Below are 24,058 nucleotides of genomic sequence, written 5' to 3'. Positions count from 1 at the left end.
AAATAAAACACCCAGTTGGCTATTGGTAAAAGAAATAGAAAGGCTTTATTTTAATGCTTGAAAATCATGTAGATATTTTCCCCTGGAATGATAATTTTAATACCGGGGTTGCCGAAATTGACCGGCAGCACAGGCACCTTGTCAGTATCCTTAATAAAGTTGCCAGTTATGTTACGCTGCAGCGCTCCCATGTAGAGCTGGATTCTCTGATCGGCGAGTTGGTCGATTATGCGGCCTATCACTTTAGCTCCGAAGACAGTTTCTGGCTGGATTCATTACCCGAAAATGCGCACACCGAACAACATCGTAACAGTCACAACCGATTTATTCAGAGTGTGGTTGATCTAAAAGCTCAGGCCTCAGAGCAGTCCGAGGAGGAGTGGCTTGAGGAGTTATTGTCCTTTCTGGCAAGCTGGTTAGCCTCCCATATTCTTGAAAGTGATAAGCAAATGGCGCTTCTGGTTGAAGGTTTTCAATCAGGCAAGTCCATCGAAGAAGCAAGCTTATGGGCTGAGCAACAGATGCAAGGTTCAGCAAAAGAGACGATAGATATCATTCTGGCGGCTTATAAAACGCTTTCGGCGAATACCATCCGTCTGATGCGTGAAATTCAAGCAGGGGATAAAACACTTAAGCAGTTAAGCGACAGTGAGCAGCACCTTCAGGAAGCAATGAACTACGCAAAGATTGGTAGCTGGTCTTTTACTAAAGAAGGGGCTGTCGACTGGTCACCGCAAATTTACAAGATATTCGGGCTGGAAATGACGGTTGCTCCGGGCCCCGACTCACTTCGAACAATCATGCTGGAGCAGTATCATGAGCCGTTTGAAACATCGCTTCAGCGAAGCTTCGAAACCGGGCAGGAGCACCGGATGGAGTATAAGATCACGCGCCCGAGCGATGGCGAATTGCGCTGGATAGAGTGCCGGGGGCAGATCGTTCATAATGAGGACGGTGTTCCAGAGAAACTGGAAGGGTTTGTACGGGATATCACCGAGCAGAAAGAAAATGAGCAAAAGATTGTTAAGCTTGCTTATTATGACCCGCTAACCATGCTGCCAAACCGCCGTTTACTTCTGGACAGGCTTAATCACTCGCTCGCCGTAGGAGAGCGTAATGATAAATACAATGCGCTGTTATTTATCGATATCGATAACTTTAAAACCATTAACGACAGCCACGGCCATGACTATGGCGACCTTCTGCTTAAACAGGCCGCCCGTAAAATCCAGCAGTGTATCCGCAAAGGCGATACTCTTGCCCGTATTGGCGGCGATGAGTTTGTGGTGATTCTTTCTGATTTAAGCAGCGATGAAATAGAAGCCGCATCCAGAACGGAACTGGTTGCGGACAAAATCCGTCGTGTCACCTCAGTTCCATACGAAATCAATAATCTGCAGTTTAACTCCAGTGCCAGTATCGGTATGGCGCTGTTTAACGACAATTCTGTACCATCGCTGGATTTGATGAAGTTTGCCGATATTGCCATGTATCAGGCGAAACAGTCGGGGAAAAACTCCGCCTGCTTTTATGATCCTATGATGCAGCAGGAGATCTCCGAGCGGCTGAGGCTTGAATCTGAGCTGCGAAAAGCCATAACAAACAAGCATTTTGAACTTTATTATCAGCCTCAGATAGACACCCATAATAATATTACCGGAGCTGAGGCTCTGATCCGCTGGACCCATCCTGAAGACGGACTAATTAGTCCCGACAGTTTTATTCCGCTTGCAGAGGAAACCGGACTTATTGTGCCAATTGGTGACTGGGTGGTGGAGAGCGCCTGTCAGCAACTGAAAAAATGGCAGCAAAACCGCTCTACATCTCATCTGACACTTTCCGTTAACGTCAGTTACAAACAGTTCCGCCAGCCTGATTTTGTGTTTAAAATCAGTGAGCTGATGACTAAATATGGTGTTGAGAAAGGCAAGCTTAAGATTGAACTGACAGAGACCATGCTGGTTGACGATATGGAAACCACCATCTCACATATGGAGAAGCTAAAAGAGCAGGGGATCCAGTTCTCACTGGATGACTTTGGCACCGGTTACTCTTCGCTTCAGTACCTGAAGCAACTGCCTCTAAGTCAGTTAAAAATAGACCGCTCTTTTGTCTCTGAACTTGAATCTAACCTTAATGACCAGTCTATTGTAAAAACCATTATTCTGATGGCGAATGCACTGGGTATCGATGTGATTGCTGAAGGGGTAGAGACCCAGAAACAGAGAAGTTATCTGGGAACGCATGGCTGTCTGTCTTATCAGGGGTATTTGTACAGTAAGCCTGTACCTATTCTCGACCTGATGGAGTTAAATGAGTCCTTTCACCCTTGTATAGCTGAGAAAAACTAGCAGAAACTCCCCGCATTATCGGCCTGCCTCTTATACTCCAATTTAAGGGGTCAAAGAATGCTCCTCCCCTTAGCCTCGAAAGGCCAGGTTTTCGAAGAAGTAACATCGAAGGGGAGGCTGGGAGGGGTTGTTTCGAATGAGTTAAAACTTTTGTGATTTAACCATGCATTGTACAACCAGTGGAGATTACTGTTTTAGCTCGACGCGATTGCGGCCGGTTTGCTTCGCCCGGTAGAGCGCTTTGTCGGCTTCTCGTACCAATTCTATAAAGTCTTCTTTGGCCGGAGACTGATTCGAAACGCCGAAACTTGCTGTGATTCCGGTGCCGGAACTGAACTTATAGACACTGATTTCACTACGAATCTTTTCTGCTCTTTGAATGGCATCTTCAGAGCACTCAGTTTGCAGAATCATGATAAATTCTTCGCCACCCCAGCGGCCTACGATATCGCCCGGCTGGCTGTGCCTGTTCATAATATCCACGAACTCACACAGGATTTGATCGCCAACGTCGTGACCGAAGGTATCGTTCACCTTTTTGAAGTGGTCGATATCGGTAATTATCACTGAGAAGGGGATTTCCTGTTTATTCAGGTTCTCTACATGCCGGTTAACGTAACGGCGGTTAAAAGCCAGGGTGAGCGGATCAACCGAAGCCTCTTTAACCAGATTATCCAGGCTCTTTTGCAGAGTCACTTCTACGCTATGGGCAATGTAAGCGTCAGAATCACTCCAGTTATCCAGAAGCAGTTTCATTGCCTGATCCAAAGAAGCTTGCGCCTGTTGCAGCGTAATATACTTGAGCGTCAGCTTTATATGCTTCTTTTCTGTCTCTGATAATGGTTTACTGCGCTCAACAATAACCACATAGCCTTCATATCGGCAGGCGTACAGCTCACCGGTTGATACCCGGATTGAGTGTTCATCCCGGGAGGCGAGCTGAAGAGAGATGATTTTTACTGTATGTTCACTTAGTGATTCTGACAGCAATACCTGCTCATTTTTAACTACGCCAAACTGATCGGTATTGCCTAAAAAAGTGGCCAGATTCTGAAGGAGCTGACTTTCAAAATTACTCTGCGCAGAGGCTTCAAGCAGGCTGTGTGAATCACGCTTTAACACAGTATACTTCTGAGCCAGTTCACTGTGATGATCTAATGCGACGATGCAGTCGTTCAGCTTTTCCCTGATATGAAATTGTTGCTCCGGTGTGGTGCCGGGCTTAATACCAAAATAGAGGCCTACGGATTTTAACGGAAATGCCAGATGGTCTTCGGGCAGACTCTCTTTTGAGCTGCCCAAAGAAATAACCTCTACATCTTTTATGGAACTTACCAGCAAATTTATCGGGTTGGATTTATCCGGCACTAGTCACAATCCTTACGAAGGTATCTCGGTCTAACTCTGCCTGATAGTAGCCTTCCTGAACGATATTGTCGAAATTTATTCGTTTAATCAATGAGTCAAAGTCAAAATCCAGATCATGTAAAACCTCCTCAAGCAGACGAACATCTTTCAGATCGTACATATAAGAGGGCACATAAGAGATTTCGTTGACCAGCATATTGAGTGGCAGCACTTCCAGAGGTGAGAAGTAGGTGCCGATTAAGATTACGTTGCCTCCTGGTTTAAGGAATAAGTGAGCCTGCTCAAAGGCCTGTGTGGTATGAAACGCATCTTTACCGGCGGCGTCGATAACCACATCGTACTCCTGCCTGATATCTTCCATGTTCTCGATCACGTCGATACCGCATGCTTTGGCTTTAGACAGACGCTCAGGCAGATGTTCATACAGATGCAGGCTTTTAGCCCCCATCTTTTTCCAGAATGCTGCGCAGGATACTCCCACCGCTCCGGCGCCAAGTATCAGCACTTTTTTATCTGAAATATCCTGCTTGTATCTGTTGTAAGAGTGGGTTGCCACCAGAAGGGGTTCTACAAAAGTAAGGAGTTCAGGCTTATGAACTTCAATGATATTGTCGGCTTTTACTGCTGAATATTCACAGAATCCGCCATGAGCACCGACAAGGCCGTAATAGGCTTTCTCTTTGCAGTAATAGACATTTCCTGCTTTACAGTCTTCACATTCGCCGCAATAAATAAGAGGCAGAACAGCAACGGTTTTGCCAATTAAATCCTGTAAAACGCCGTTTCCGACTTCTGTGATGGTTCCGCCATACTCCTGGCTTGGAATCATAGGGATGCCGACACCGGTTTTAGGGTGAGGTTCTGAGTTTAATATGAAGGGGCCTTCAATAAACTCGCTAATCTGGGACTGACTGAGCCCGGCAGCGGTTACCCGGATCAATACTTCGTCATCTTTTAACGACGGAACAGGAATATCCTCAAGCCGGATATCCCTGCGGTCGTAAAACATCAATGCTTTCATTGAGCCCTCTCTAGTTTCTGCTTTATTATTTAATATTAGTTAATTGGCTCGGTTGTAAAAATTAATTTTCTTTCAGCGCTGTCAAAGTAACTGTACGGCTGATTGCGTAGCTGACTGGTTAGCGCGTCCATCTCCTGTTCGTTACTGATTTCCAGCGCGTATTTCTTTAACCCTTCAAGGCTTAACAGTAAATCGCCACCTTCTGAGTTGCCCCAACTTACGGTAAATCCGGTCACTTTATCTTTGCTCATAACTGCTCCTTGCACACTACCAACCCCTGCATTTCTGTTGTTTTGTTTATCTGAAATTGCAGTTTTTAGTACAAGCTTTATTTCGGTCTGTAAATATATTAATAAGTTTTGATCGCCGAACGTTTTAAAACCTAATGTAATAAGCTTGATGGGCTTTTTATGTGACAGAAGTTAGGAAATCAGAAACGAAATCCTTACTATCAGTAAGCGTAGGTGGAAAAGGTTAACCCGGTCACGTTGGGGTGCAAACAGGAGCTTGGTTCTGATTTTTACTTGTGGCCTCAGGATTGCGGCTGGTCATTTTCTGTATAAGTTTATTTCTCGTTTTATAAGATATGAAAGCGCTTTCTGTGTATTTTTGACGTTTACGGCATGAGTGGCTGGATTTTTGTCAATACCTAGTTTGCTGTTGTCAGAAGTTATAATCTGGCGAATCCTATAATTCGCTGAAATATCTGGTTAAATGTTTTTATGCTTGTCGAAGGACACACTTTTGCTACAGGGTTTCTATTTTTTAATGGACTTAAAGCAGGGGTTAGGTGTATCTTTCGCACGACAACAAAAGAAAGCGCTTTCTTTTGTTGTCGTGCAGAAGCAGATAGGCAACGGACTTACTATGAACAAAGAATACTATTTAGAAAATGAAGAGTTCGTAATCAATGATTACGATTTAAAGAAAACATTCTCATCTTTTTTGCCTGGTCTGGCTGGTAAGAAAGGCGTACCGCTATGGGCTTTTTATGTAAACAGAGGGCAGGGCTTATGTTCTTTTGGTGTTGAGAACAAGGAAAATCCTATTCTGGAATTTTCGCCTGCTGTAACCGCCTACCAAAACGTAAGCCGGGTTGGCTTCAGAACCTTTATTAAAACAGATGGCGAGGTTTATGAGTTCTTTGGTCCGCAGAGAACGGCGGATACCAGCAGAAAAATGTACATTAAACGCGGCCAGTTTAAGATCACTGAGGAAAACCGCGATTTAGGTCTGTTTGTTAAAGTGACCTATTTCGGTCTTCCAAATGACAACCTGGCTGCGATTATGCGAAAGGTTGAAGTGACCGACTTATCGGGTAAAGCGCGCAGCTTTGAGCTGCTTGACGGTATTTCACAAATTTTGCCTTACGGCACGTCTAACTCACTGTTTAAAGAGATGTCCAATCTGATGAGAAGCTGGATGGATGTCTTCAATATGGACAAAGAGGTTCCATTTTTCAAAATGCGATCCACCACTTCAGATAGCGCGGAAGTCGGTACGCTTGACAAGGGTAACTTCTATCTGTCGTTTGCAAACCAGAAGCTGATTAAGCCGATTGTTGACGGCGCTCTGGTATTCGGCCACGACAACTCGATGACAACGCCGGTTTCATTTGCCGCGAACTCAATAGCGAATCTTTATGCCAAAGAGCAGATCACCGCGAACAAGATCCCTGTGGGTTTCTCTCCGGCAGAAGTGGAATTAGCCGCTAACGAAACATTTACTTTAAGAACCATTATCGGTCACGCGCAGGATGTTGACCTTCTTAACGCCAAAGTATCCGGTATGGTGTCTGACGAGTATTTTGATTTAAAACAAGCGGAATCAGAGCTGGTTATCAGCGATCTGGTAAAAGATGTTGAATGTAAAACAGCAAACCCTGTGTTTGATGAATATATCAAACAGAACTATCTGGACAATGTTCTGAGAGGCGGCTATCCGCTGGTATTTGAAACTGAAGACAAAAATCACGTTTACCATATCTTTTCAAGAAAACACGGCGACCTGGAGCGGGATTACAACTTCTTTAATGTTGCTCCTGAGTATTACTCTCAGGGGAACGGTAATTTCCGCGATGTTTGCCAGAACCGCCGTGTTGATTCGCTATTTAATCCAAAAATTGGTGACTTCAACGTACTGCTGTTTGCTTCACTGATTCAACTGGATGGCTATAACCCGCTGGGTGTTAACGGTTCAACATTTGAGCTTAACCAAAACGCGGATGTGAAAGCCCTGGTTGCAGAAAACTTCAGCAACAAACCTGAAGTGATGGAAAAAGTGCTTTCCGGAAAGTTCACTCCGGGCGTTATCATCAACACAATGTCCAACGAAGGCATTACATCAGAAAAAGAGGATATGACCCTGCTGGTGGATATCCTCAAACACGCTGAGCAGAATATTGAAGCCTCATTTGGCGAGGGTTTCTGGGTCGATCACTGGACTTATATTCTGGATCTGGTGGAGTCTTACCTGGCGGTGAATCCTGATACTAAACAGGAATTTTTGTTTGATAACTTTGATTATAAGTATTATTCATCCCCGGTTACGGTTGTGCCCAGAGATGAAAAAACCGTTATTACAAAAGAGGGCAGCATCAGGCGTTACGGATCCCTTTTGCATAATGATGACGAAAAAGTCGAAAAGCTTGGCATGGACCTGAAGGGGTCGAACTGGGCTCTTGATGCATCCGGAAATATCATCAAGACCAACCTGTTTACCAAGCTGTTTACTCTGGCCTTTAATAAGTTTGCCACGCTGGATCCTGAAGGCATCGGTATCGAAATGGAGTCTGACAAACCGGGCTGGAACGATGCGATGAATGGCCTGCCTGGTCTGTTTGGCTCCGGCGTATCGGAAACCGTTGAACTTCTGAGGCTGATCCGCTTCCTGCAGGCGTCGGCAGAAAACCGGGGTGCAATGCTGCTGCCAAAAGAGTTCACCTCATACGTGAATAGCGTAATGGATGTACTGGATTCCGACGTTCAGGGCTTTGAGTACTGGGATAAGGTTTCGACTTTAAGAGAGCGCTACAGAGAAACGGTCAGATTTACCGTTGAATCCAACGATGAGCAGGTAGATGTCACGGATATCGCAGCTCTGCTGGATAAGATGGTTACCAAACTGGAAGCAGGAATCGAAAAGGCGAAGACGCTGTCCGGTGGCATCCTGCCAACCTTCTTATATTATGAAGCGGTGAAGCATGAAGCCATTGTTGAAAACGATCAGCCAAAAGTGGGTCACTATGGTCTGCCGCTGGCGAAGGTTAAGGCGTTTAAACTTCACGTTCTGCCACGATTTTTGGAAGCGCCGGCAAGGCTGCTGAAGACATCAGGCGATTTGGCGGCAAACCGGGATTCCTATAACAAGATTAAGCAAACGGGAATCTATGACCAGGAGCTGGGGCAGTTTAAAACCAGTGAATGTCTGGAAGAGATGAGCATGGAAATCGGCCGTGCCCGCGCCTTTACCAAAGGCTGGCTTGAGCGCGAGTCAAACTTCCTGCACATGAACTACAAATATTTGCTGGGCCTTCTGAAATCCGGAATGTACAGCGAGTACTTTGAAGAGATCAAAACCAACCTGATCTGTTTTATGGATCCGGAGGTTTACGGCAGAAGTATTCTGGAAAACTCTTCCTTTATTGCGCCGACATGTAACCCGGATCCTATGGTTCACGGCCAGGGATTTGTTGCCCGTCTTTCAGGCTCTACGGTAGAAATGCTGCATATGTGGACGCTGATGATGTTTGGTGGCCAACCCTTTGTTATGGATGGTGATAAACTGGCACTGAACCTGAAACCTGCACTTGCGGCCGAGTTCTTTGACGAAAACAACGAGGTATCATTTAACTTTCTGGGTCGCACTAAGGTGACTTATGTGAACCATTCCAGAGAGAATACTTTTGATAAGTTTGATGTTAAAGAATACCGGCTGACTTTTGTCGGTGGTGAGAGTAAAACGATGTCTGAAGTGAAAGGAGAAGATGCCGTTGCCCTGAGAAATGGCATGGTATCGGAGCTTGTTGTGACGTTTTAGTCTGTCTCACTCTTTGTTCAATAACAACGGCCACCATAGCGGTGGCCGTTGTGGTTTTCTTTATCACTGCGGCGGGCTGGTAGGAAATATTTAAGCCTGACCTCCAACTTATGCGCATTATTGACCATACTATCTATAAAGATATTGGATAGACATCAATGAGCAAAATAGCGAAAGGGAACCGGCTTCTGTTGCATCGCTGCCTGGCGGTGCTGTTAAGCTTTGTTATCGCTTTGGCGGGCGTGGTAAACAGTGCCATCGCGGAAGAGCCCGGAGTGCAGGGGTATCAGGCTTTCCGGAATGAGTTAACCCCAAAAGAACTGGCGTGGCTTGATGCACATCCGGTCATACGTCTTGGTGTTGACCCTGGCTTCGCTCCGTACAGTTTTAAAGATGACGGTGGCGGGTATCAGGGGATCGCTCTTGAGTTCACCGACTATTTCAGCACGCTCATGAATGTAGAAATGGAAGTCATGCCGGATTTGTCCTGGTCCGGGATTGTTGAAGGAGTAAAAGAAAAATCTCTTGATGTGGTGCTCACCATGTCTTACCGGCCTGAGCGGGAAAGCTTTGTTAATTTTACCGACCTCTATTTACCGACACCTCTGGTCATTATGCGCTGTCGTGATAAGTGTTCTGTTTCCTCAGAATCTGAGTTATCTGGGCATAGGGTTGCGCTGGTGAACGGCTACCACTCATCAAAACGTGTTATCAGAGAGCACCCGGATGTCGTTCCTTTAATGGTTGATACTCCTTTAGAAGGGCTTTTAGCGGCTGCAACGGGCAAAGCGGATGCCTACGTAGGAAGTTTAGGGGTCAATGTTTACTTAGCGGAAACAAACGGTATCACCAACCTGGAAGTGGCCTCAGTTTACGGCGATGGTGCCAATGGTCAGCGATTTGGCGTGCGTAAGGACTGGCCTGAACTGGCCAGTATTCTGAATAAAGCCCTCAGAACCATGCCACTGGAAGAGAAACGGAAACTGTTCGAACGCTGGTTACCGTCACAGGTCGTTAAGTTGTCCACCGAACCCGCTGAACGTCAGCGCCTGACTGAAAACGCAGAATTGGCCTCGGCCCGTTTTCTGAAAGCGTTAGCTCCGCAGGAGTTAGCGTGGCTGAAGAGCAATCCTGTGATTCGCATTGGCTACGACAGAGATTACCCTCCGGTAGAATATGCAGACAAACAGGGGAAGTACCGGGGTATCAGCTCAGATTATATGTCACTGATTGCGGATTTACTTCAGATTGAATTTGAATCCGGTTCTCCGCAATCCTGGCCGGAAACCATAGATGATCTGAAAAAGAGAGAACTGGATATCCTACCGGCAGCGATGCGAAATTCAGAGCGGGAGTCTTACCTGAACTTCACCACGCCATATCTTACTTTTCCCATGGTAATCATCACTCAGGTCGATTACCCCTATATCAACGAAATGGATGCATTAGCCGGGAAAAGGGTAGCAATAGTTGATGGCTATGCCATTCAGGATATTCTGAAACAAGATTACCCGAATCTGATCCTTCATCCGGTGAAAGACTACTCGCAGGGACTTAAGGCTGTTGAGGCAAATCAGGCTGACGCTTTTATCGGTGCTTTGGTAGCCGTCAGTCACCTTATGGGAAGAGAGCATAGCTTAGGTCTGAAAATATCCGGTGAAGCACCATTTAAAAGCGAGCTTTCCATCGCAATCCATAAGGACAAACCTGTGCTGGCCGGCATTATCCAAAAAGCACTGGATGCGATTCCCGAATATAAACGGCAGGAAATTTTTAACCGCTGGGTCTCTGTGCAATACGTGCGTGAATTTGATTACTCGTTATTGTTCAAAGTTATTACTCCGATCTTAGTGATTCTTTTACTGTTTGTTTACTGGAACCGCAGGCTGACAAATGAGATTCAACAGCGAAAAGCGGCCGAATCAGCGCTTCACAGCGCCAGGAGAAAAGCGGAAATTGCCACACAGGCAAAGAGCGATTTTCTGGCGAATATGTCTCATGAAATCCGGACGCCGATGAATGCCATTATCGGCATGTCTCATCTGTGCTTAGGTACAGACTTAAATTCCAAGCAAAGGGATTATATCCAGAATGTCTACCGGGCCGCGCAGTCCCTGTTAGGACTGGTGAACGATATTCTGGACTTTTCAAAAATTGAAGCGGATAAGCTCAGCATGGAGTCGATTCCGTTTAAATTGGACAAAGTTTTGCAGGACTTAAGCGATTTAATAGCCATTAAAGCCCACGAGAAGAATCTGGAACTGGTATTTGAAACCCACACAGACTTACCGGCAAATCTGATAGGCGACCCGCTACGGCTGGGGCAGATCCTGCTGAACCTGACTTCCAATGCGGTTAAGTTCACCCAGAAAGGAGAGATTATTGTACGAACTAAGCCGGTAACCAAAACGCCAGATGAAGTGGAAGTGAGGTTTGAGGTGCAGGATACCGGCGTTGGTATGACGGCTGAACAAACAGAAGGTCTCTTTGAGCTGTTTTCCCAGGCCGATAGTTCAACCACCAGAAGGTTTGGCGGTACCGGGCTGGGACTGGCGATTTCTAAAAAGCTGGCCGAAATGATGAATGGTCAGATTTGGGTGCAAAACAGTATGCCTGGTGGCGGAAGTACCTTTGCTTTCACCGCTGTATTTAAACTGGATCAGGCGCAGCTTCATGCCTCTCTGCCGCAGAGTTTGGCTCAGCTAAATCAGCTTAAAGTACTGGTTGTGGATGATGCAGAGAGTTCACGCAATGCTTTGGCACTGATCCTCAACTCCTTTGCATTCCGGGTGAGCTGCGTTGACTCTGGTGAGGCTGCGTTGCGTATGCTGGATACATCACCTGCCCATGATCCTTTTCAACTGATTCTGATGGACTGGGATATGCCGGAAATGGACGGGCTGGAAACACTCAGCCAGATAAAATGCCGTCAGAAGCATAAGCATTTACCGACCATCATCATGGTGGCAGCCTATGACCGGGAGCGGGTACAGCAAGACGAAAAGGTGTTTATATTTGACGCGATAGTGACCAAGCCGGTGACCAACTCAGCGTTACTTGACGTGATCATGGAACTGTTTTTAGGCGAATCCGGGCTAAGCAGCAGTGATTCCCCGGCAGATGCCTGGAGAATTGAAAAGATAAAAAGCATCCAGGGCGCCCGCGTGTTGGTAGCGGAAGACAACAGAATTAATCAGCAGGTTGCGCAGGAAATTCTGACTCAGGCCGGACTGGCTGTAACTGTGGTTGGTGATGGCCGGGAAGTTCTGGCGATACTGGATAAAAACCAGTTCGATGCCATCCTGATGGACATACAAATGCCGGAGTTGGATGGCATTGAAGCTACACAGGCGATTCGGGAAAACACAAAATATGCTGACTTACCTATCATCGCCATGACAGCCAATGCAATGCCTGAGGATCGAGCAAGGTGTATTGAAGCCGGGATGAACGATCACATCGCAAAACCGATTGACCCCGGCAGACTGATTCAGACTTTGTCTAAGTGGGTTACACCTGGCCTTGTCGGGGTGACAGGCAGTCCTCATTTAAGAGTTATGAAAGGAGAGGCACTATCACTCTTATCCGGGCTTAAACAAATAAAAACAGAGTCGGGGCTGAGACGGGTAAATGGTAAATCTGATCTTTACCTGAGCCTGCTGATTGATTTCTACCATGAGCATTATGATGATGCCCGGTTAATCAGACAGGCGGTGCAAGATCAGAACCTGGATTTAGCCCGGCGGTTATCACATACGATTAAAGGGGTTGCCGGTTCAATAGGCGCAGAAGCGTTACAGAAATCAGCGCAACAATTAGAGCTGGCCCTAAAAAACCGGACGGGCGAAGCTTATGACGATCTGCTGCCGGATTTTGCCCGGTCTCTGCAAAAGGTAATGGATGAGCTGTCCGAGATTGCACCTGCTTCTGATATTAATGCGGATGACAAACATCCGGAGACCGGGCTTGTGCCGGTCGATTCAAAACTCATTGCCCCTAAGCTTGAATTATTGCGCTCACAACTGGAACAGATGAACGTTAACGCAGCGGATACCGCTTCCTATCTTGAAGAGCTGTTAGACAACAGCAAAGGGCAGGGCTTACTTCATGACATCAAAAAGCACATTGGTAACTTTGATTTCGATTTAGCGGAAGAGTCGCTTTCCGAACTGCAAAAAGTGATATCCGGGAGGAGAGATGATAAACAGTAATGGAAAAATTCTTATTGTTGACGATGAAAAGCACAATCTGATCGTGCTGACTGATTTGCTGAAATCCACCTATGAGGTTATTGCCACTAAAAGCGGAAAAAAAGCACTTCAGGCCGCCAGCGGTGAAAATCCTCCGGACTTGATTCTGCTGGATATTATGATGCCGGAAATGGACGGTTATGAGGTCTGCCGCCGGTTAAAAGAGAACGAAGCCACCCGCGATATCCCGGTTATTTTTATAACAGCAATGAATCAGACTGAAGATGAGATCAGAGGGTTTGACATAGGAGCGGTGGACTTTATCACCAAGCCGATTTGTCCTCCAACTGTGATGGCTCGTGTGGAGACTCATATAAAACTTCGCAAAGCCATTCTCGAACTAAAGAGACTTTATAGCGCTGCGCTGGACGCAAATCCTATGACCGGCCTTCCTGGAAATAACAGTATTGCCAATAGAATTAACCTTGCGTTAGAGAAAAATGAAGAGGCATGCATCATATATTCGGATTTAGACAGCTTTAAAGCTTTTAATGACAGGTATGGTTTTGTTAAGGGGGATCTGGCAATCATGTACACATCCACCATCCTGCAAAAAGCCGTTAAAGCGACAAAATCCGATAGCGCTTTTATCGGCCATATCGGAGGCGATGATTTTGTTCTGGTTGTTCCCTCCGATCAGGCAAATCAAGTGGCAGCAGATGTTATCCATCACTTTGACCAGGGCATCTCACAGTTCTATTCCACAAAAGATGCGAAAGCAAAATGCATTCATTCGGTTAACCGTATAGGTGAAGAGGTCACCTTTCCCCTGATGTCTATCAGCATGGCCGGAGTTGATTTATCGCGCGGAGCTTATAAAGAATATGTGGAGATAAATGATGCCTGTGCGGAAACTAAGAAGAAGGCGAAAGAGACACCGGGGAGCGTCTTTTTTATGGATAGGCGTTCGAAATAGGGGGGGAAGATGTCGATATGCCTATGATATTTGCTGGGTCTTCTGAAATCCGGAATGTACAGCGAGTACTTTGAAAAGCTAAACACAAACGCCACTTCTGAATCCTCAAATGGCACAATTTGATAATATGTTGGCGTCTTTGGGTTACGTAAAATATATTCAGGTCAGTAGACTAATGGGCATACCAATGACACATTACGTGGAGCCTAGAATGCTGAATTTAGACAAAACTCGCCCTGTTCTTGTTACCGGTGCAACCGGCTATGTAGCCGGTTGGCTGGTGAAAACCCTGCTTGATAATGGCCTGCACATTCACGCGGCGGTGCGTAACCCAAGCCCTGATCGTGTCGGTTATCTTCAGGAACTTGCTGATAATTCCGAAGGTGAAATCACCTTTTTCAAAGCGGATCTTCTGACAGAAGGTTCCTATGACGAGGCGATGCAAGGTTGTGAAGTGGTTTACCATACTGCATCTCCATTCTTCCTGGACTTCAAAGACCCACAAAAAGAGTTGGTAGATCCTGCTTTGAAAGGCACCTGTAACGTTCTGGGCTCTGCAAACCGTACCGAATCAGTAAAGCGTGTGGTTGTGACCAGTAGTTGTGCTGCAATTTATGGTGACAACAAAGATGCGCAGGATAAGCCAAATCAGACGCTTACCGAAGAGCACTGGAACCGCTCATCCTCGCTTGAACATAACCCATATTCCTACTCAAAAACCGTAGCCGAGCAGGCCGCCTGGGAAATGCAGAAAGCCCAGAACCGTTGGGAGCTGGTGACCATTAACCCGTCTTTCGTTTTAGGCCCAGGCATTAAACCAGCTGCGACTTCAGAGTCATTTACTATTGTGAAGCAGATGGGTGATGGCACCATGAAGGCTGGCCTGCCGCATATCGGTTTCTGTACAGTGGATGTTCGTGATCTGGCCGAAGCTCATTTTCAGGCAGGCTTTAATCCTAAAGCTAACGGGCGTTATATCATCAGTGGGGCGGATTCCTCTTTCCTTGGCATTGCTGAAACCTTGCTGGATAAGTACGGTGACAGATACCCAATTCCACGTCGCAGACTGCCTAAGTTCCTGATCTGGCTGGTGGGCCCGATGAACGGTATGAGCCGCAAGTTTGTCAGTAATAACGTGAATTACGACCTGAAAGCAGATAACTCAAAAAGTAAGCGGGAACTTGGCATCATTTACCGTCCATTAAAAGAAACAATGGAAGATTTCTTCCAACAGTTGATCGATAACCGAGTTTTTGAAAAGTAGTTCTAAAATTGAATTTCATTGTAACCATAGTGCCTATTTTTAGTCAGTGACTTTTGACGTGTCCGGAGCCCGAAAAGGCTCCTTTTTTTATACTTCAAAATTCCATATGTAGCTCACGCTTGTTCACTATTGAAGTGAAAAATTCAGAGTACATCAAGATTTGAGTGTTTATATGTTTACATATATTGACATAAATGCACATATAACAACATAATCAAACCTTAATGTTGTTACTTTGTGATAATGAGGTTTCAGTAAATCACAGACAATTAGTGGAACTGTTAAATTAAGGCAACCAAATCATGAAGAAGTGGCTAATCCTGCCATTAAGTGTACTTGCAATCGCTAGCAGCTGCTTAGTACACGCAGAGACGATACGCGTAAAAAAAGTTGAAGGCGCTAAAGAAGAGCTTACCTTTGAAATACTGCAACTGGCACTTAGCAAATCAGCGCCGGGTACTCAATATCAGCAGAGCTCAGAAAAGTTAAATGATGCCCGTTTAATTAATGAGGTTGAGGCAAACCGAATTGATGTTATGTGGGCGGGAGCGGCACCAGAAAGGGAGCAGAGAATGCTGACTGTGAGGGTTCCAATCTTGAAAGGTTTGCTTGGTCACCGCATCTTTATTATCCGCTCGGAAGATCAGGCTAAGTTTGCCCGTATTAAAACCCTAAGCGATCTAAAAAAATATAACGCTGGCCAGGGGACTTTTTGGGGCGATACCAAGGTTCTGAAAAATGCAGCGATTCCGACTGTTACCACCATCAAATATGGCAACCTTTTCCCTATGTTGGAGGGAGGCAGGTTTGATTACTTTCCAAGAGCTGTACATGAACCATGGACAGAGGTGAAAAGCCGTCCTGAGTTAAATCTGGTTGTAGATAAGAATGTGATGTTGGTGTATCCGTTCGCAATGTATTTCTTTGTTAATAAAGAGAATCGAGAGCTGCATGACAAGATTTACCAGGGATTCGAAACAGCTATCTCTGACGGCAGTTTCGACAAGCTGTTTTTCAATCATCCGATGATTAAGGATGTACTGAACAAAGCGAATCTTAAACAGCGTACAGTATTTAGAATCGACAACCAGAATATGCATCCGGATACACCGTATGACCGTGCGGAGTTCTGGCTGGACGTAAATAAACTATAAGAACAAAACCTAATAATTTCCCTACTAATGAGGCATTAAAAATGAACTCGATAAAACAAAAGTCGATGCTGTTTCTGACGGGGATTTCCCTGATAGTGATGGTCGTTATTTTTTTCGGGGGATATCTGACGGCAAAGCAGTATTTTGATGATGAACTCGCCACGCAGATGAAAGACTCGGATCAAACCTTGTCTATTGTGCTTAAGGAAGCTGTGTTTGCTTACGATACGGTGCTGACGGAAGATATTCTTAACTCTTTCGTTGAGTTCCCATATATCCATGAGATCAAAGCATTTGATCACAGAGGGAAAGCGATAGGTAGTGCCATTGAATCGGCAGCTAAGCCGGAAACGGAAAATATAGCGACTAACAGTATTGAGATACTCTGGGCTGGTGGTAAAAAAATTGGATATGCCGAGGTAAGCTATCGTCTGGATGCCAATGCTGCAGTGCTAAGCTCTGCACGAGTTATGTTTATCCTGATCGCAATTGTGTTGCTTATCGCGTTGCAGGTCGCTAACTGGGCAATCTTAAGCAAACTGGTTATCAATCCCATTCAGAAGGTTGCTGATGCTATGTCGGAAATTGCCCAGGGGGGAGGTGATCTGACAAGCCGTCTGAACATTCAGAGCAATGACGAGGTGGGTGTGCTTGCCAGTGGTTTTGACCGGTTCATTTCTAACCTGCACGGTCTGGTTAGCCGGATTGTAAGCTCTGCGCAGGAGCTGTCCCAGTGTGCCGAGCAGATTAAGTCAAATGCAGATAACAATGCTGTTGCCACTCAGCAGCAGCTTAGTGAGATTGAACAGGTTGCAACAGCGCTTAATCAGATGGCTTCTGCAACACAGGAGGTTTCTAACAACGCCAACACCACAGCGGATAAAACAGCCAGCTGTAACGATTTGGCAATCGCGGGTAATGGCAGCGTACAGAAGACGGTGGCGGAAATTCACAACTTGGGTGAAGATATTAGTGCCACATCGACCACCATATCTGAACTGAAAGATAAGAGTGAACACATCAACACGGTACTTGAAGTGATCAAAGGGATCGCTGAACAGACTAACCTATTGGCGCTTAATGCTGCGATAGAAGCTGCACGAGCCGGGGAGCAGGGCAGGGGCTTTGCTGTGGTTGCGGATGAAGTACGAGCTCTGGCGCAGAGAACGCAAGTTTCTACCCAAGAGATTGAAGGGATTATCAAAGACCTTCAAGTAAGCTCCGAAGGGGCGAACAAACAGATGCATACTACACGCGATACCCTGACAAAAACGGTCGACGAGTCAGCACAAGCAATCCAGTCTTTGGAAGATATTATTACCGATATCAGACAGATCAATGATATGAACACTCAGGTCGCCACCGCAACTGAACAGCAGAATGCGGTTGCCGGAGAGGTGAGTGAAAAGGTCGTTGCAATCAATAATATTACGACTTCTGTTACTGATAATGCCGCACAGGTTGGAGAATTGAGCATTAAACTTGAGTCTCTAAGCGACAGCATACAGGCAGATCTTTCTAAGTTTAAATTATAGTTACGCGGGGTATAACCTAACCCTGAATATTAATCTAGGGAAGTCATTTAGTTAAAGAAGTCATGGAGGAGATCTGTTTTAAAGCAGCAGTGGTATTGGTATGAGATTTAGTGACAAAAGAGGAGCGGAAAGCGCTGAAAAGTCCGACACCATTTGCAAGCTATTTGCATGGATGGATTTGGTGCTTGTTATTATTCCTTCTAAAATCTTAGTTAACTAAGATGTATTTGATTCTGAATAGGGTATAAGATGAAAGTTAGCCAGATCAGAGCTGGACTGTTTGCTATGTTTCTTTCCATACATTGCTCTTTTGCAAATGAGGCTGATGTACTGACACTTGCGATATCCAGCGAAGAATCAACCCCGGCCTATAAGTTTTTCGACCTGTATTACAGTGAACTTTTTTCTCGTATTGGGCTGGAAGTAACTCTGGAGTACTTTCCGTCAGCAAGAGCCAGAGAGCAGGGTAATCAGTACCGGGTTGATGGTCAGGCTGCCCGGTCGATTAGTTACGAATCAATAACCACTCACCAGATTAGAGTGCCGGAAGTCGTTGTTTCGGTTTCTTTTGCTGCATACGCAAAACTTCCTGCTTTATATGATGAAATATATGGCTGGGATAGTTTTAAAGATACCAGCCTTAAGGTTGAGTATCAGCGTGGTGCCACAGTACCTTCACAAAAACTGAAGGAGGTTATACCGGCAGAGCAGCTATCTTCTGTGACCAGAATTCTTCAGGGACTTCAAAAACTGAATGCAGGTCGCTCAGATATTTTTGTTGGCGCAGAAGTTCTGGTTGTCCCTTACCTTCATAACCCGGAATTTAAGTCAATATACCGAGTGACCCGCCTTGGTAGTGATGAGCTCTACCTGTATTTAAGCGATGAGCACAAGAGCCTGATTGCTCCCCTTGCTAACGAAATTAAGAATATCAAGGAAGAGGGGATGGTGGAGGAATTTTTAGCTCAGACTTCATTGGACATAGATTAAAAGTAAGCCGGTTGACCGGTGTTGTAAATACTACAATTGATAGTGCTGCTGAGCGAATGCGGCTTTAAATTTGGACGTTGCGAACCCAGCACGCTTCTTCATTATTTGAGGCGCTATAAGTCGTTGTTAATAAAAGCATATCGCTAATATTGCTGTTTTGTTGGTATATCTAAAAATAGTACCTTTATCACAAAATTAGTGTTTTACAAAAAAACGTAAAACGATTATTAAATCTGTCAAAAGAAACCATTGTTTCACTGTTGTAAGGTATGTTTAGATTCGCAATTAGGTGAATCGTACCCTATATAAACGTGATGCAAAGGACAGTAGAATGAAAAAGTTTATAGCACTTCTATGTACAGCACAGGGTGAGATCGTGAGTATTTTTTAAGCAAAAAGTAAGATCGATTTGACGATCACATCTAGCTGTGATCATATACTCTCCTTTTAGGGAGAACACCATACACATTGACCACTTCAAAGAACATTTTCAACCAATAACCGACCAACGTCAGAGTGCAAAAGTTACTTATTGCCTATTTGATGTCCTGTTTGGCTCATTGTGTGCGGTAATAGCAGGTGCTAAAGGTTGGTTTGATATTCGAGAATACATTCTTGGGCATCATGACAGGTTTAAACGTAATGGATTGTTTATAGAAGGTATTCCCGCCGACGATACCATCGCTCGAATTATCTCCACTATTGAACCTGAACAGTTTCATGAATGTTTCGTCAATTGGATGTCATCGGTACACACGCTGACAGAAGGTCAAGTGGTAGCTATTGACGGAAAAACGCTTCGTGGATCATACAACCGCGAAGATAGAGCCAGCACCATCCATATGATTAGTGCGTATGCTTCCTCAAATAAATTGGTGCTTGGACAGCTCAAAACCGATCAAAAAAGCAATGAGATAACAGCGATCCCAGAGCTGATAGAAATGCTTGATATCAAAGGAGCTTTAGTCACGATTGATGCAATGGCATGCCAGACCAAAATAGCCAAAGCCATTGTAGACAAAGGTGGAGATTACTTACTTGCAGTAAAAAGTAATCAAGGGAAACTCCGAAAAGCAGTGGAAAATGCCTTTTCAGCTCAGCGGGCTAATATGCCAGAGACAATCTCCTTAGAAAATGGACACGGACGTATTGAATCTCGTCAATGTTATGTCTTTGACAGCAAAGATCTTGGAGGTAATTTCTCACGCTGGAAAGGCCTGAAAAGTATCGTAATGGTTGAGAACTTCCGCCTTGAAAAAGGAAAAGCGGTTGACCTTGAATATCGTTACTACATCAGTTCCAAGGCTCTTAGCGCAGAGCAAGCCTTAGCAGCGGTAAGAGAGCATTGGGGCATAGAGTCCATGCATTGGGTTCTTGATGTCAGTATGGGTGAAGACGCCTGCCAGATATATAAAGATCATGGTGCAGAAAACTTATCTTGTCTGCGTCATATGAGCCTGAATATGCTTCGTGCTGAACCGACAAAGGTGAGCATTGTTGGAAAACAAAAGCGATGCATGATGAATACATCAATGCTGGAAACCGTTTTAAATGCAGGTTTTAGTCAGGTGGCGAAAAGCTGAGCACTCATGCGGTTGCCCTGCTGCATCACGTATCTCTGCATACTTATGATTACTTCATGGCTTGAATATGGGCGAAGCCGCTATATCCAAGTATCTACCGGGCAGAAGCTTTCGTTGGAAAAAGAGCGAGGTTATCTTAAACGTGAAATCAGAAAGCGGTTGGAATTGCAAAAAGAGCTTCAAAAGCAAGCAAATGTAGATGACCTCACTCAACTATACAATCATCGACACTTTTGGTTCACAGCCAATGGAGAAATAGATCGTATTCGCAGCTTTAATTCTACAGCTACGATGGCCATTTTGGATATCGACAGATTCAAAAGCATTAATGATACCTATGGCCACCCATCAGGAGATGAAGTTCTCAAATACTTTGGACAATATTTCAAACAGCACCTGCGAAAATCCGACACTGTGGGACGGATTGGTGGTGAGGAGTTTGCCATATTGCTCCCTTACACGAGTATTGAAGAGGCCAAAAGCATCATGGAAAAACTTCGTCAGCAGATTAGCGATCATCGTTTTACCTTCCAAGAAGATTCGGTTCAGGTCACCGTTAGTGTAGGAATATGCGAGTTTGGACAGGAAACAAACAACATTGAGTGCTTATACGCTCTTGCCGACAAAGCACTATTTGATGCTAAAGAAAACGGGCGAAATCAGGTTCAATGTAGATAGGAAAAATGCATGGCAGATAATTAATGATTCTTCTATGGCAGTGACTAAAGAGTCTGCCCAGACTGCAGAAATGGTATAGGAGTTGCTATGAGTAATTGCTTTTTTATTTGACCAAAGCAGCCTGGTGCCCCATTATTAACTTATTACGCAATTGATATAAAATAACACTCATATGAGACTGCACCATCTTCTCTCCGTAACTGTATTTCTATCCCTGTTCGCTGGAAACTTGCACGCTAGTGAAGAGCTCCAATTCGCCCGCATTAATAACTGCCCCATACAAAACGTAGGAGAGAAAGTGGTAGAAGAAATCTATCGCAAGGCTGGTGTAGGAATAAGCGTTAAGGCTCTCCCTGCAAGACGGGCAACATTTGAAGCGAAAGAAGGTGTGCGTGATGGTGAAATTATGCGGATACTTACTAACCATGGGGCGGAGTCGCAACTCTACCGAATACCATACTCCCTTGGTGATGTTAAAACACAGGTTTATGTACAGGAGTTAAACTCCCAGCTACCAATTAAAAATCTTAGCCTCTATTCGGTCGCTGTTGTCCGGGGGATCCGGCATGCCAACACCTATGTAAAAGACTTCCCTCATGTTATTCAGGTTGATGATGTCGCTATGGCAATTAGGCTACTGTCCATGGGCAGAGTTGATGCTGTTGTAATCAGCCAGCTAAATGGTGAGTATGAGATCAGGGCGCAGAAAGTAAAAGACATTGTGCCACTTTCGGATCCCGTCATTGTTCAGGGACTCTATCACTACATAAACAGGCAGCACCCGGATGTGATTGAGAAAATTGAAAGTACCCTGAAATCAATGCATGAATCCGGTGAGCTTAAGGCCCTGTGGAAAAGATACGCAGAAAAAGAACTTAATGAGGCAGCAGCTAAGTAATACCAATCCCAGTAATTAGCTATTAGCGACTTTGACAAGCAAGGATGAACAGATAATTACTGGGATTGGTATAATATATTAAAATGAAAAGAAGCCCGGCCCACTTTAAATAGTTGGCCGGGCTTTATAATTTAACCCTGATTACAGCTTATTTCTTGTTGTTTTTAGGACATATTCCATCAACAACCATTTGTCCGGCAAGCTTAACAAAGTGCCCCCAGCTCTGATGCACAGAGAACTTGGAAGCGTTGACCAACAGGTGCTCAAATTGCACTTTGTTAGTCAGAGCAAATGTCATCGCAGTAAAGTCATCGATAATGACTGACTTAATAATATTGTTGAAGTTTAAGCCATTACCAAAGTTACCGACACCAGAGACAAAGTTTTCGGCAGTCTCACCACAGCCGCCCCAGGTCAGGTAAGGGTTCAGCCAAATATTTGGCGGAATATTGTTTACTGCAATACCACCGTAATTTAGCTCTTGAACAGCCTGGTGAACACGCTCTTCTTTTTCCTTAAGCGTGTCATTGTCGACTAAGACCATACAGCCCAGAGAGCCAAGCAGCTTAGTATTACAAAACTCTGTGGCTTTAGTCAGGTAGTCGTCAGCATCGTTTTCCGTATCTAACGGTAGTTCACTAAACAATTGGCAGAAAGCTTCGTTTGTAACAGCAAAATCATCCTCACCGATATCCGGAATAAAGATGACGTCTCCAAACGGATTGCTGCCATCTTCAGGTTTTAATATTTCTGCCGTTGGCTGATTTTCCATAAATGCGGCTTTAGTTTTCTCAATGCCCGGATAATAAGTCGTTGCTGCAAAAGTGACTTTTGTAATTGCATTGCGCAGGGCTGCAATAAATTGCTCACGCTGAGGCCAGGATTTAGATGTAATGATGGTCTGCGGACGACCACAAACTGCGCCGCCATTAAGCTTACCGGCTGACACAATTTGCATCGCCCATCTGTCAATTTCCTTTTCAGTCCAAGGCCGAATACCTGGAACGATCAGACACGGATTGTTTCCGCCACACTCGGAAACAAGAGGTGCACTGGCAGCATCCTGAATAGCGTGTGCGACACCGGTAGAACCAGTAAAGTAAATGGAGTGCAGTCCCTCCAGAGCGGACATTGCATGTCCCTGGTCGGAGCCGATAAATACCAGAGCCTTGCGTTCAATTAGCGGAGCAAATATTTTCTCCCAGACTTTATCTGTTGCTTCGTTTAATTGGTGAGGCTTGTGAATAACAGCCTTATTTTCAAGGAAAAGAGCCATAACCATTTCGATTGATGAACTGTAGTTACCAGCGCCAGAGACAGCGATAATACCTGCTGGTTTATCAAGAGGGTGTACCTGCTCAGGTGTTCCTTTGATATGCAGATAGCCTTTCATTTTGGCAGCCATTAGCTTATCTTTTTTATGGACCGGATAAACTTCAACTTCAAAATTATCATCCCCAAGAGGAGTAATGTTGATAGGCTTAGGAAGTTCACCATGAACCAGGCTCTCATAAAGTCGGCGAATACCTAACAGGGTATTTCCCATTGAATTTACAGTTGTCCCGACTCCCTCACCAAATGTAACAGCTCCTTCCGCCGTTAGTTGGCATTTCATATTGGAGTCTACACTGCCAAGCTCGTCCATAAACTTTAAGAGGTTATCCTAAATCTCTTCAATAAGTGATAAACGTTCAACAACCGGGGTCTCTGCCCATTGAGTTGGCTCTAATTGGTTATATGCGTCTTTGGCTAGCATTTGTTATTTCCTTGCTTAGTGGGTACAGGGTAAAAATAGACCTGCTTGAGTGCGATGTCTAAGCAAAGCGCGCCAGCGCACTCGCTATCGGCGCCAAAGTCCAATAGTGAGAAGTAAACACTGGATGAACTGTTTCAGACTGGTTTTGTGACGCGTGTTATAAATTTAACTTTAGACAAAATCAAACCGGAAAATCGATAAGTTTATTATCAAAATATATAAGTTTATGTTGGAGCGCTGTAATAATGTGTACGTT

Annotated in this window: 15 protein-coding genes; 11 read left to right on the top strand and 4 right to left on the bottom strand. The window is 44.9% G+C overall.

The genetic code is table 11. The features are described 5' to 3' along the window. The first annotated feature begins 53 nt into the window (after positions 1 to 53). Complete coding sequence (locus tag L3Q72_RS07745; protein WP_275129385.1) at positions 54 to 2,351, top strand: bacteriohemerythrin; 2,298 nt, start codon at positions 54 to 56, stop codon at positions 2,349 to 2,351. Between the two features lie 186 nt (positions 2,352 to 2,537). On the opposite strand, the gene L3Q72_RS07740 is transcribed toward L3Q72_RS07745, so the two are convergent. Genes L3Q72_RS07740 through L3Q72_RS07730 form a run of 3 tightly spaced genes read right to left on the bottom strand, consistent with a single transcriptional unit; the run spans position 2,538 to position 4,991 of the window. Next, complete coding sequence (locus L3Q72_RS07740) at positions 2,538 to 3,719, bottom strand: GGDEF domain-containing protein (RefSeq protein WP_275129384.1); 1,182 nt, start codon at positions 3,717 to 3,719, stop codon at positions 2,538 to 2,540. Then, on the bottom strand, positions 3,709 to 4,740 hold the full coding sequence (locus L3Q72_RS07735) for an alcohol dehydrogenase catalytic domain-containing protein (RefSeq protein ID WP_275129383.1): 1,032 nt from the start codon (positions 4,738 to 4,740) through the stop codon (positions 3,709 to 3,711). Before L3Q72_RS07735 ends, L3Q72_RS07740 begins: the two co-directional genes overlap by 11 nt. Positions 4,741 to 4,775: 35 nt before the next feature. Beyond that, positions 4,776 to 4,991, bottom strand: a complete 216-nt coding sequence (locus L3Q72_RS07730) for a hypothetical protein (protein ID WP_275129382.1) — start codon at positions 4,989 to 4,991, stop codon at positions 4,776 to 4,778. 517 nt (positions 4,992 to 5,508) lie between these two features. Here L3Q72_RS07730 and L3Q72_RS07725 point away from each other — a divergent pair. The 10 genes from L3Q72_RS07725 (at position 5,509) to L3Q72_RS07680 (ending at position 22,046) form a co-directional block, all read left to right on the top strand. Then, positions 5,509 to 8,778, top strand: coding sequence for a hypothetical protein (locus L3Q72_RS07725; RefSeq protein WP_275129381.1), 3,270 nt, complete (start codon positions 5,509 to 5,511; stop codon positions 8,776 to 8,778). Between the two features lie 158 nt (positions 8,779 to 8,936). Beyond that, a complete protein-coding gene (locus L3Q72_RS07720) occupies positions 8,937 to 12,989 on the top strand; it encodes a transporter substrate-binding domain-containing protein (RefSeq protein WP_275129380.1) in 4,053 nt (1,350 codons plus the stop codon). Next, positions 12,976 to 13,944 (top strand): response regulator, encoded by a 969-nt coding sequence (locus L3Q72_RS07715; protein ID WP_275129379.1) that lies wholly within the window; start codon positions 12,976 to 12,978, stop codon positions 13,942 to 13,944. The genes L3Q72_RS07720 and L3Q72_RS07715 overlap by 14 nt, the downstream gene beginning before the upstream one ends. Before the next feature lie 211 nt (positions 13,945 to 14,155). After that, positions 14,156 to 15,208 carry an aldehyde reductase gene (locus tag L3Q72_RS07710; protein WP_275129378.1) on the top strand — a complete coding sequence of 351 codons (1,053 nt, stop codon included), beginning with the start codon at positions 14,156 to 14,158 and terminating at the stop codon, positions 15,206 to 15,208. A 302-nt stretch (positions 15,209 to 15,510) separates the two neighbouring features. Beyond that, complete coding sequence (locus L3Q72_RS07705) at positions 15,511 to 16,362, top strand: transporter substrate-binding domain-containing protein (RefSeq protein WP_275129377.1); 852 nt, start codon at positions 15,511 to 15,513, stop codon at positions 16,360 to 16,362. Between the two features lie 41 nt (positions 16,363 to 16,403). Then, positions 16,404 to 17,897, top strand: a complete 1,494-nt coding sequence (locus L3Q72_RS07700; protein ID WP_275129376.1) for a methyl-accepting chemotaxis protein — start codon at positions 16,404 to 16,406, stop codon at positions 17,895 to 17,897. Between the two features lie 249 nt (positions 17,898 to 18,146). After that, positions 18,147 to 18,887, top strand: coding sequence for a transporter substrate-binding domain-containing protein (locus L3Q72_RS07695; RefSeq protein ID WP_275129375.1), 741 nt, complete (start codon positions 18,147 to 18,149; stop codon positions 18,885 to 18,887). A gap of 461 nt (positions 18,888 to 19,348) precedes the next feature. Beyond that, positions 19,349 to 20,470: an ISAs1 family transposase gene (locus tag L3Q72_RS07690; protein ID WP_275132085.1), complete on the top strand. Its 1,122-nt coding sequence runs from the start codon at positions 19,349 to 19,351 to the stop codon at positions 20,468 to 20,470. Positions 20,471 to 20,515: 45 nt separating this feature from the next. Then, positions 20,516 to 21,148 (top strand): GGDEF domain-containing protein, encoded by a 633-nt coding sequence (locus L3Q72_RS07685; RefSeq protein ID WP_275129374.1) that lies wholly within the window; start codon positions 20,516 to 20,518, stop codon positions 21,146 to 21,148. Between the two features lie 298 nt (positions 21,149 to 21,446). Then, entirely contained in the window at positions 21,447 to 22,046 is a 600-nt protein-coding gene (locus tag L3Q72_RS07680) for a transporter substrate-binding domain-containing protein (protein ID WP_275129373.1), read from the top strand. A 148-nt stretch (positions 22,047 to 22,194) separates the two neighbouring features. Here the strand turns inward: L3Q72_RS07680 and L3Q72_RS07675 are convergent, their stop codons facing one another. After that, the gene (locus L3Q72_RS07675) at positions 22,195 to 23,661 is read right to left on the bottom strand and encodes an aldehyde dehydrogenase family protein (protein WP_275129372.1); all 1,467 of its coding nucleotides are present in this window, start codon (positions 23,659 to 23,661) and stop codon (positions 22,195 to 22,197) included. Positions 23,662 to 24,058 lie beyond the last annotated feature (397 nt).

This window comes from Vibrio sp. JC009, assembly GCF_029016485.1.
GTDB lineage: Bacteria > Pseudomonadota > Gammaproteobacteria > Enterobacterales > Vibrionaceae > Vibrio.
This window is presented reverse-complemented; position numbering and strand designations above follow the sequence as displayed.

Coding starts and splice junctions, on each gene's coding strand:
- L3Q72_RS07745 (WP_275129385.1), top strand. CDS start 54: ATGCTTGAAAATCATGTAGATATTTTCCCCTGGAATGATAATTTTAAT.
- L3Q72_RS07735 (WP_275129383.1), bottom strand. CDS start 4,740: ATGAAAGCATTGATGTTTTACGACCGCAGGGATATCCGGCTTGAGGAT.
- L3Q72_RS07730 (WP_275129382.1), bottom strand. CDS start 4,991: ATGAGCAAAGATAAAGTGACCGGATTTACCGTAAGTTGGGGCAACTCA.
- L3Q72_RS07725 (WP_275129381.1), top strand. CDS start 5,509: ATGGACTTAAAGCAGGGGTTAGGTGTATCTTTCGCACGACAACAAAAG.
- L3Q72_RS07720 (WP_275129380.1), top strand. CDS start 8,937: ATGAGCAAAATAGCGAAAGGGAACCGGCTTCTGTTGCATCGCTGCCTG.
- L3Q72_RS07715 (WP_275129379.1), top strand. CDS start 12,976: ATGATAAACAGTAATGGAAAAATTCTTATTGTTGACGATGAAAAGCAC.
- L3Q72_RS07710 (WP_275129378.1), top strand. CDS start 14,156: ATGCTGAATTTAGACAAAACTCGCCCTGTTCTTGTTACCGGTGCAACC.
- L3Q72_RS07705 (WP_275129377.1), top strand. CDS start 15,511: ATGAAGAAGTGGCTAATCCTGCCATTAAGTGTACTTGCAATCGCTAGC.
- L3Q72_RS07700 (WP_275129376.1), top strand. CDS start 16,404: ATGAACTCGATAAAACAAAAGTCGATGCTGTTTCTGACGGGGATTTCC.
- L3Q72_RS07695 (WP_275129375.1), top strand. CDS start 18,147: ATGAAAGTTAGCCAGATCAGAGCTGGACTGTTTGCTATGTTTCTTTCC.
- L3Q72_RS07685 (WP_275129374.1), top strand. CDS start 20,516: ATGATTACTTCATGGCTTGAATATGGGCGAAGCCGCTATATCCAAGTA.
- L3Q72_RS07675 (WP_275129372.1), bottom strand. CDS start 23,661: ATGAAATGCCAACTAACGGCGGAAGGAGCTGTTACATTTGGTGAGGGA.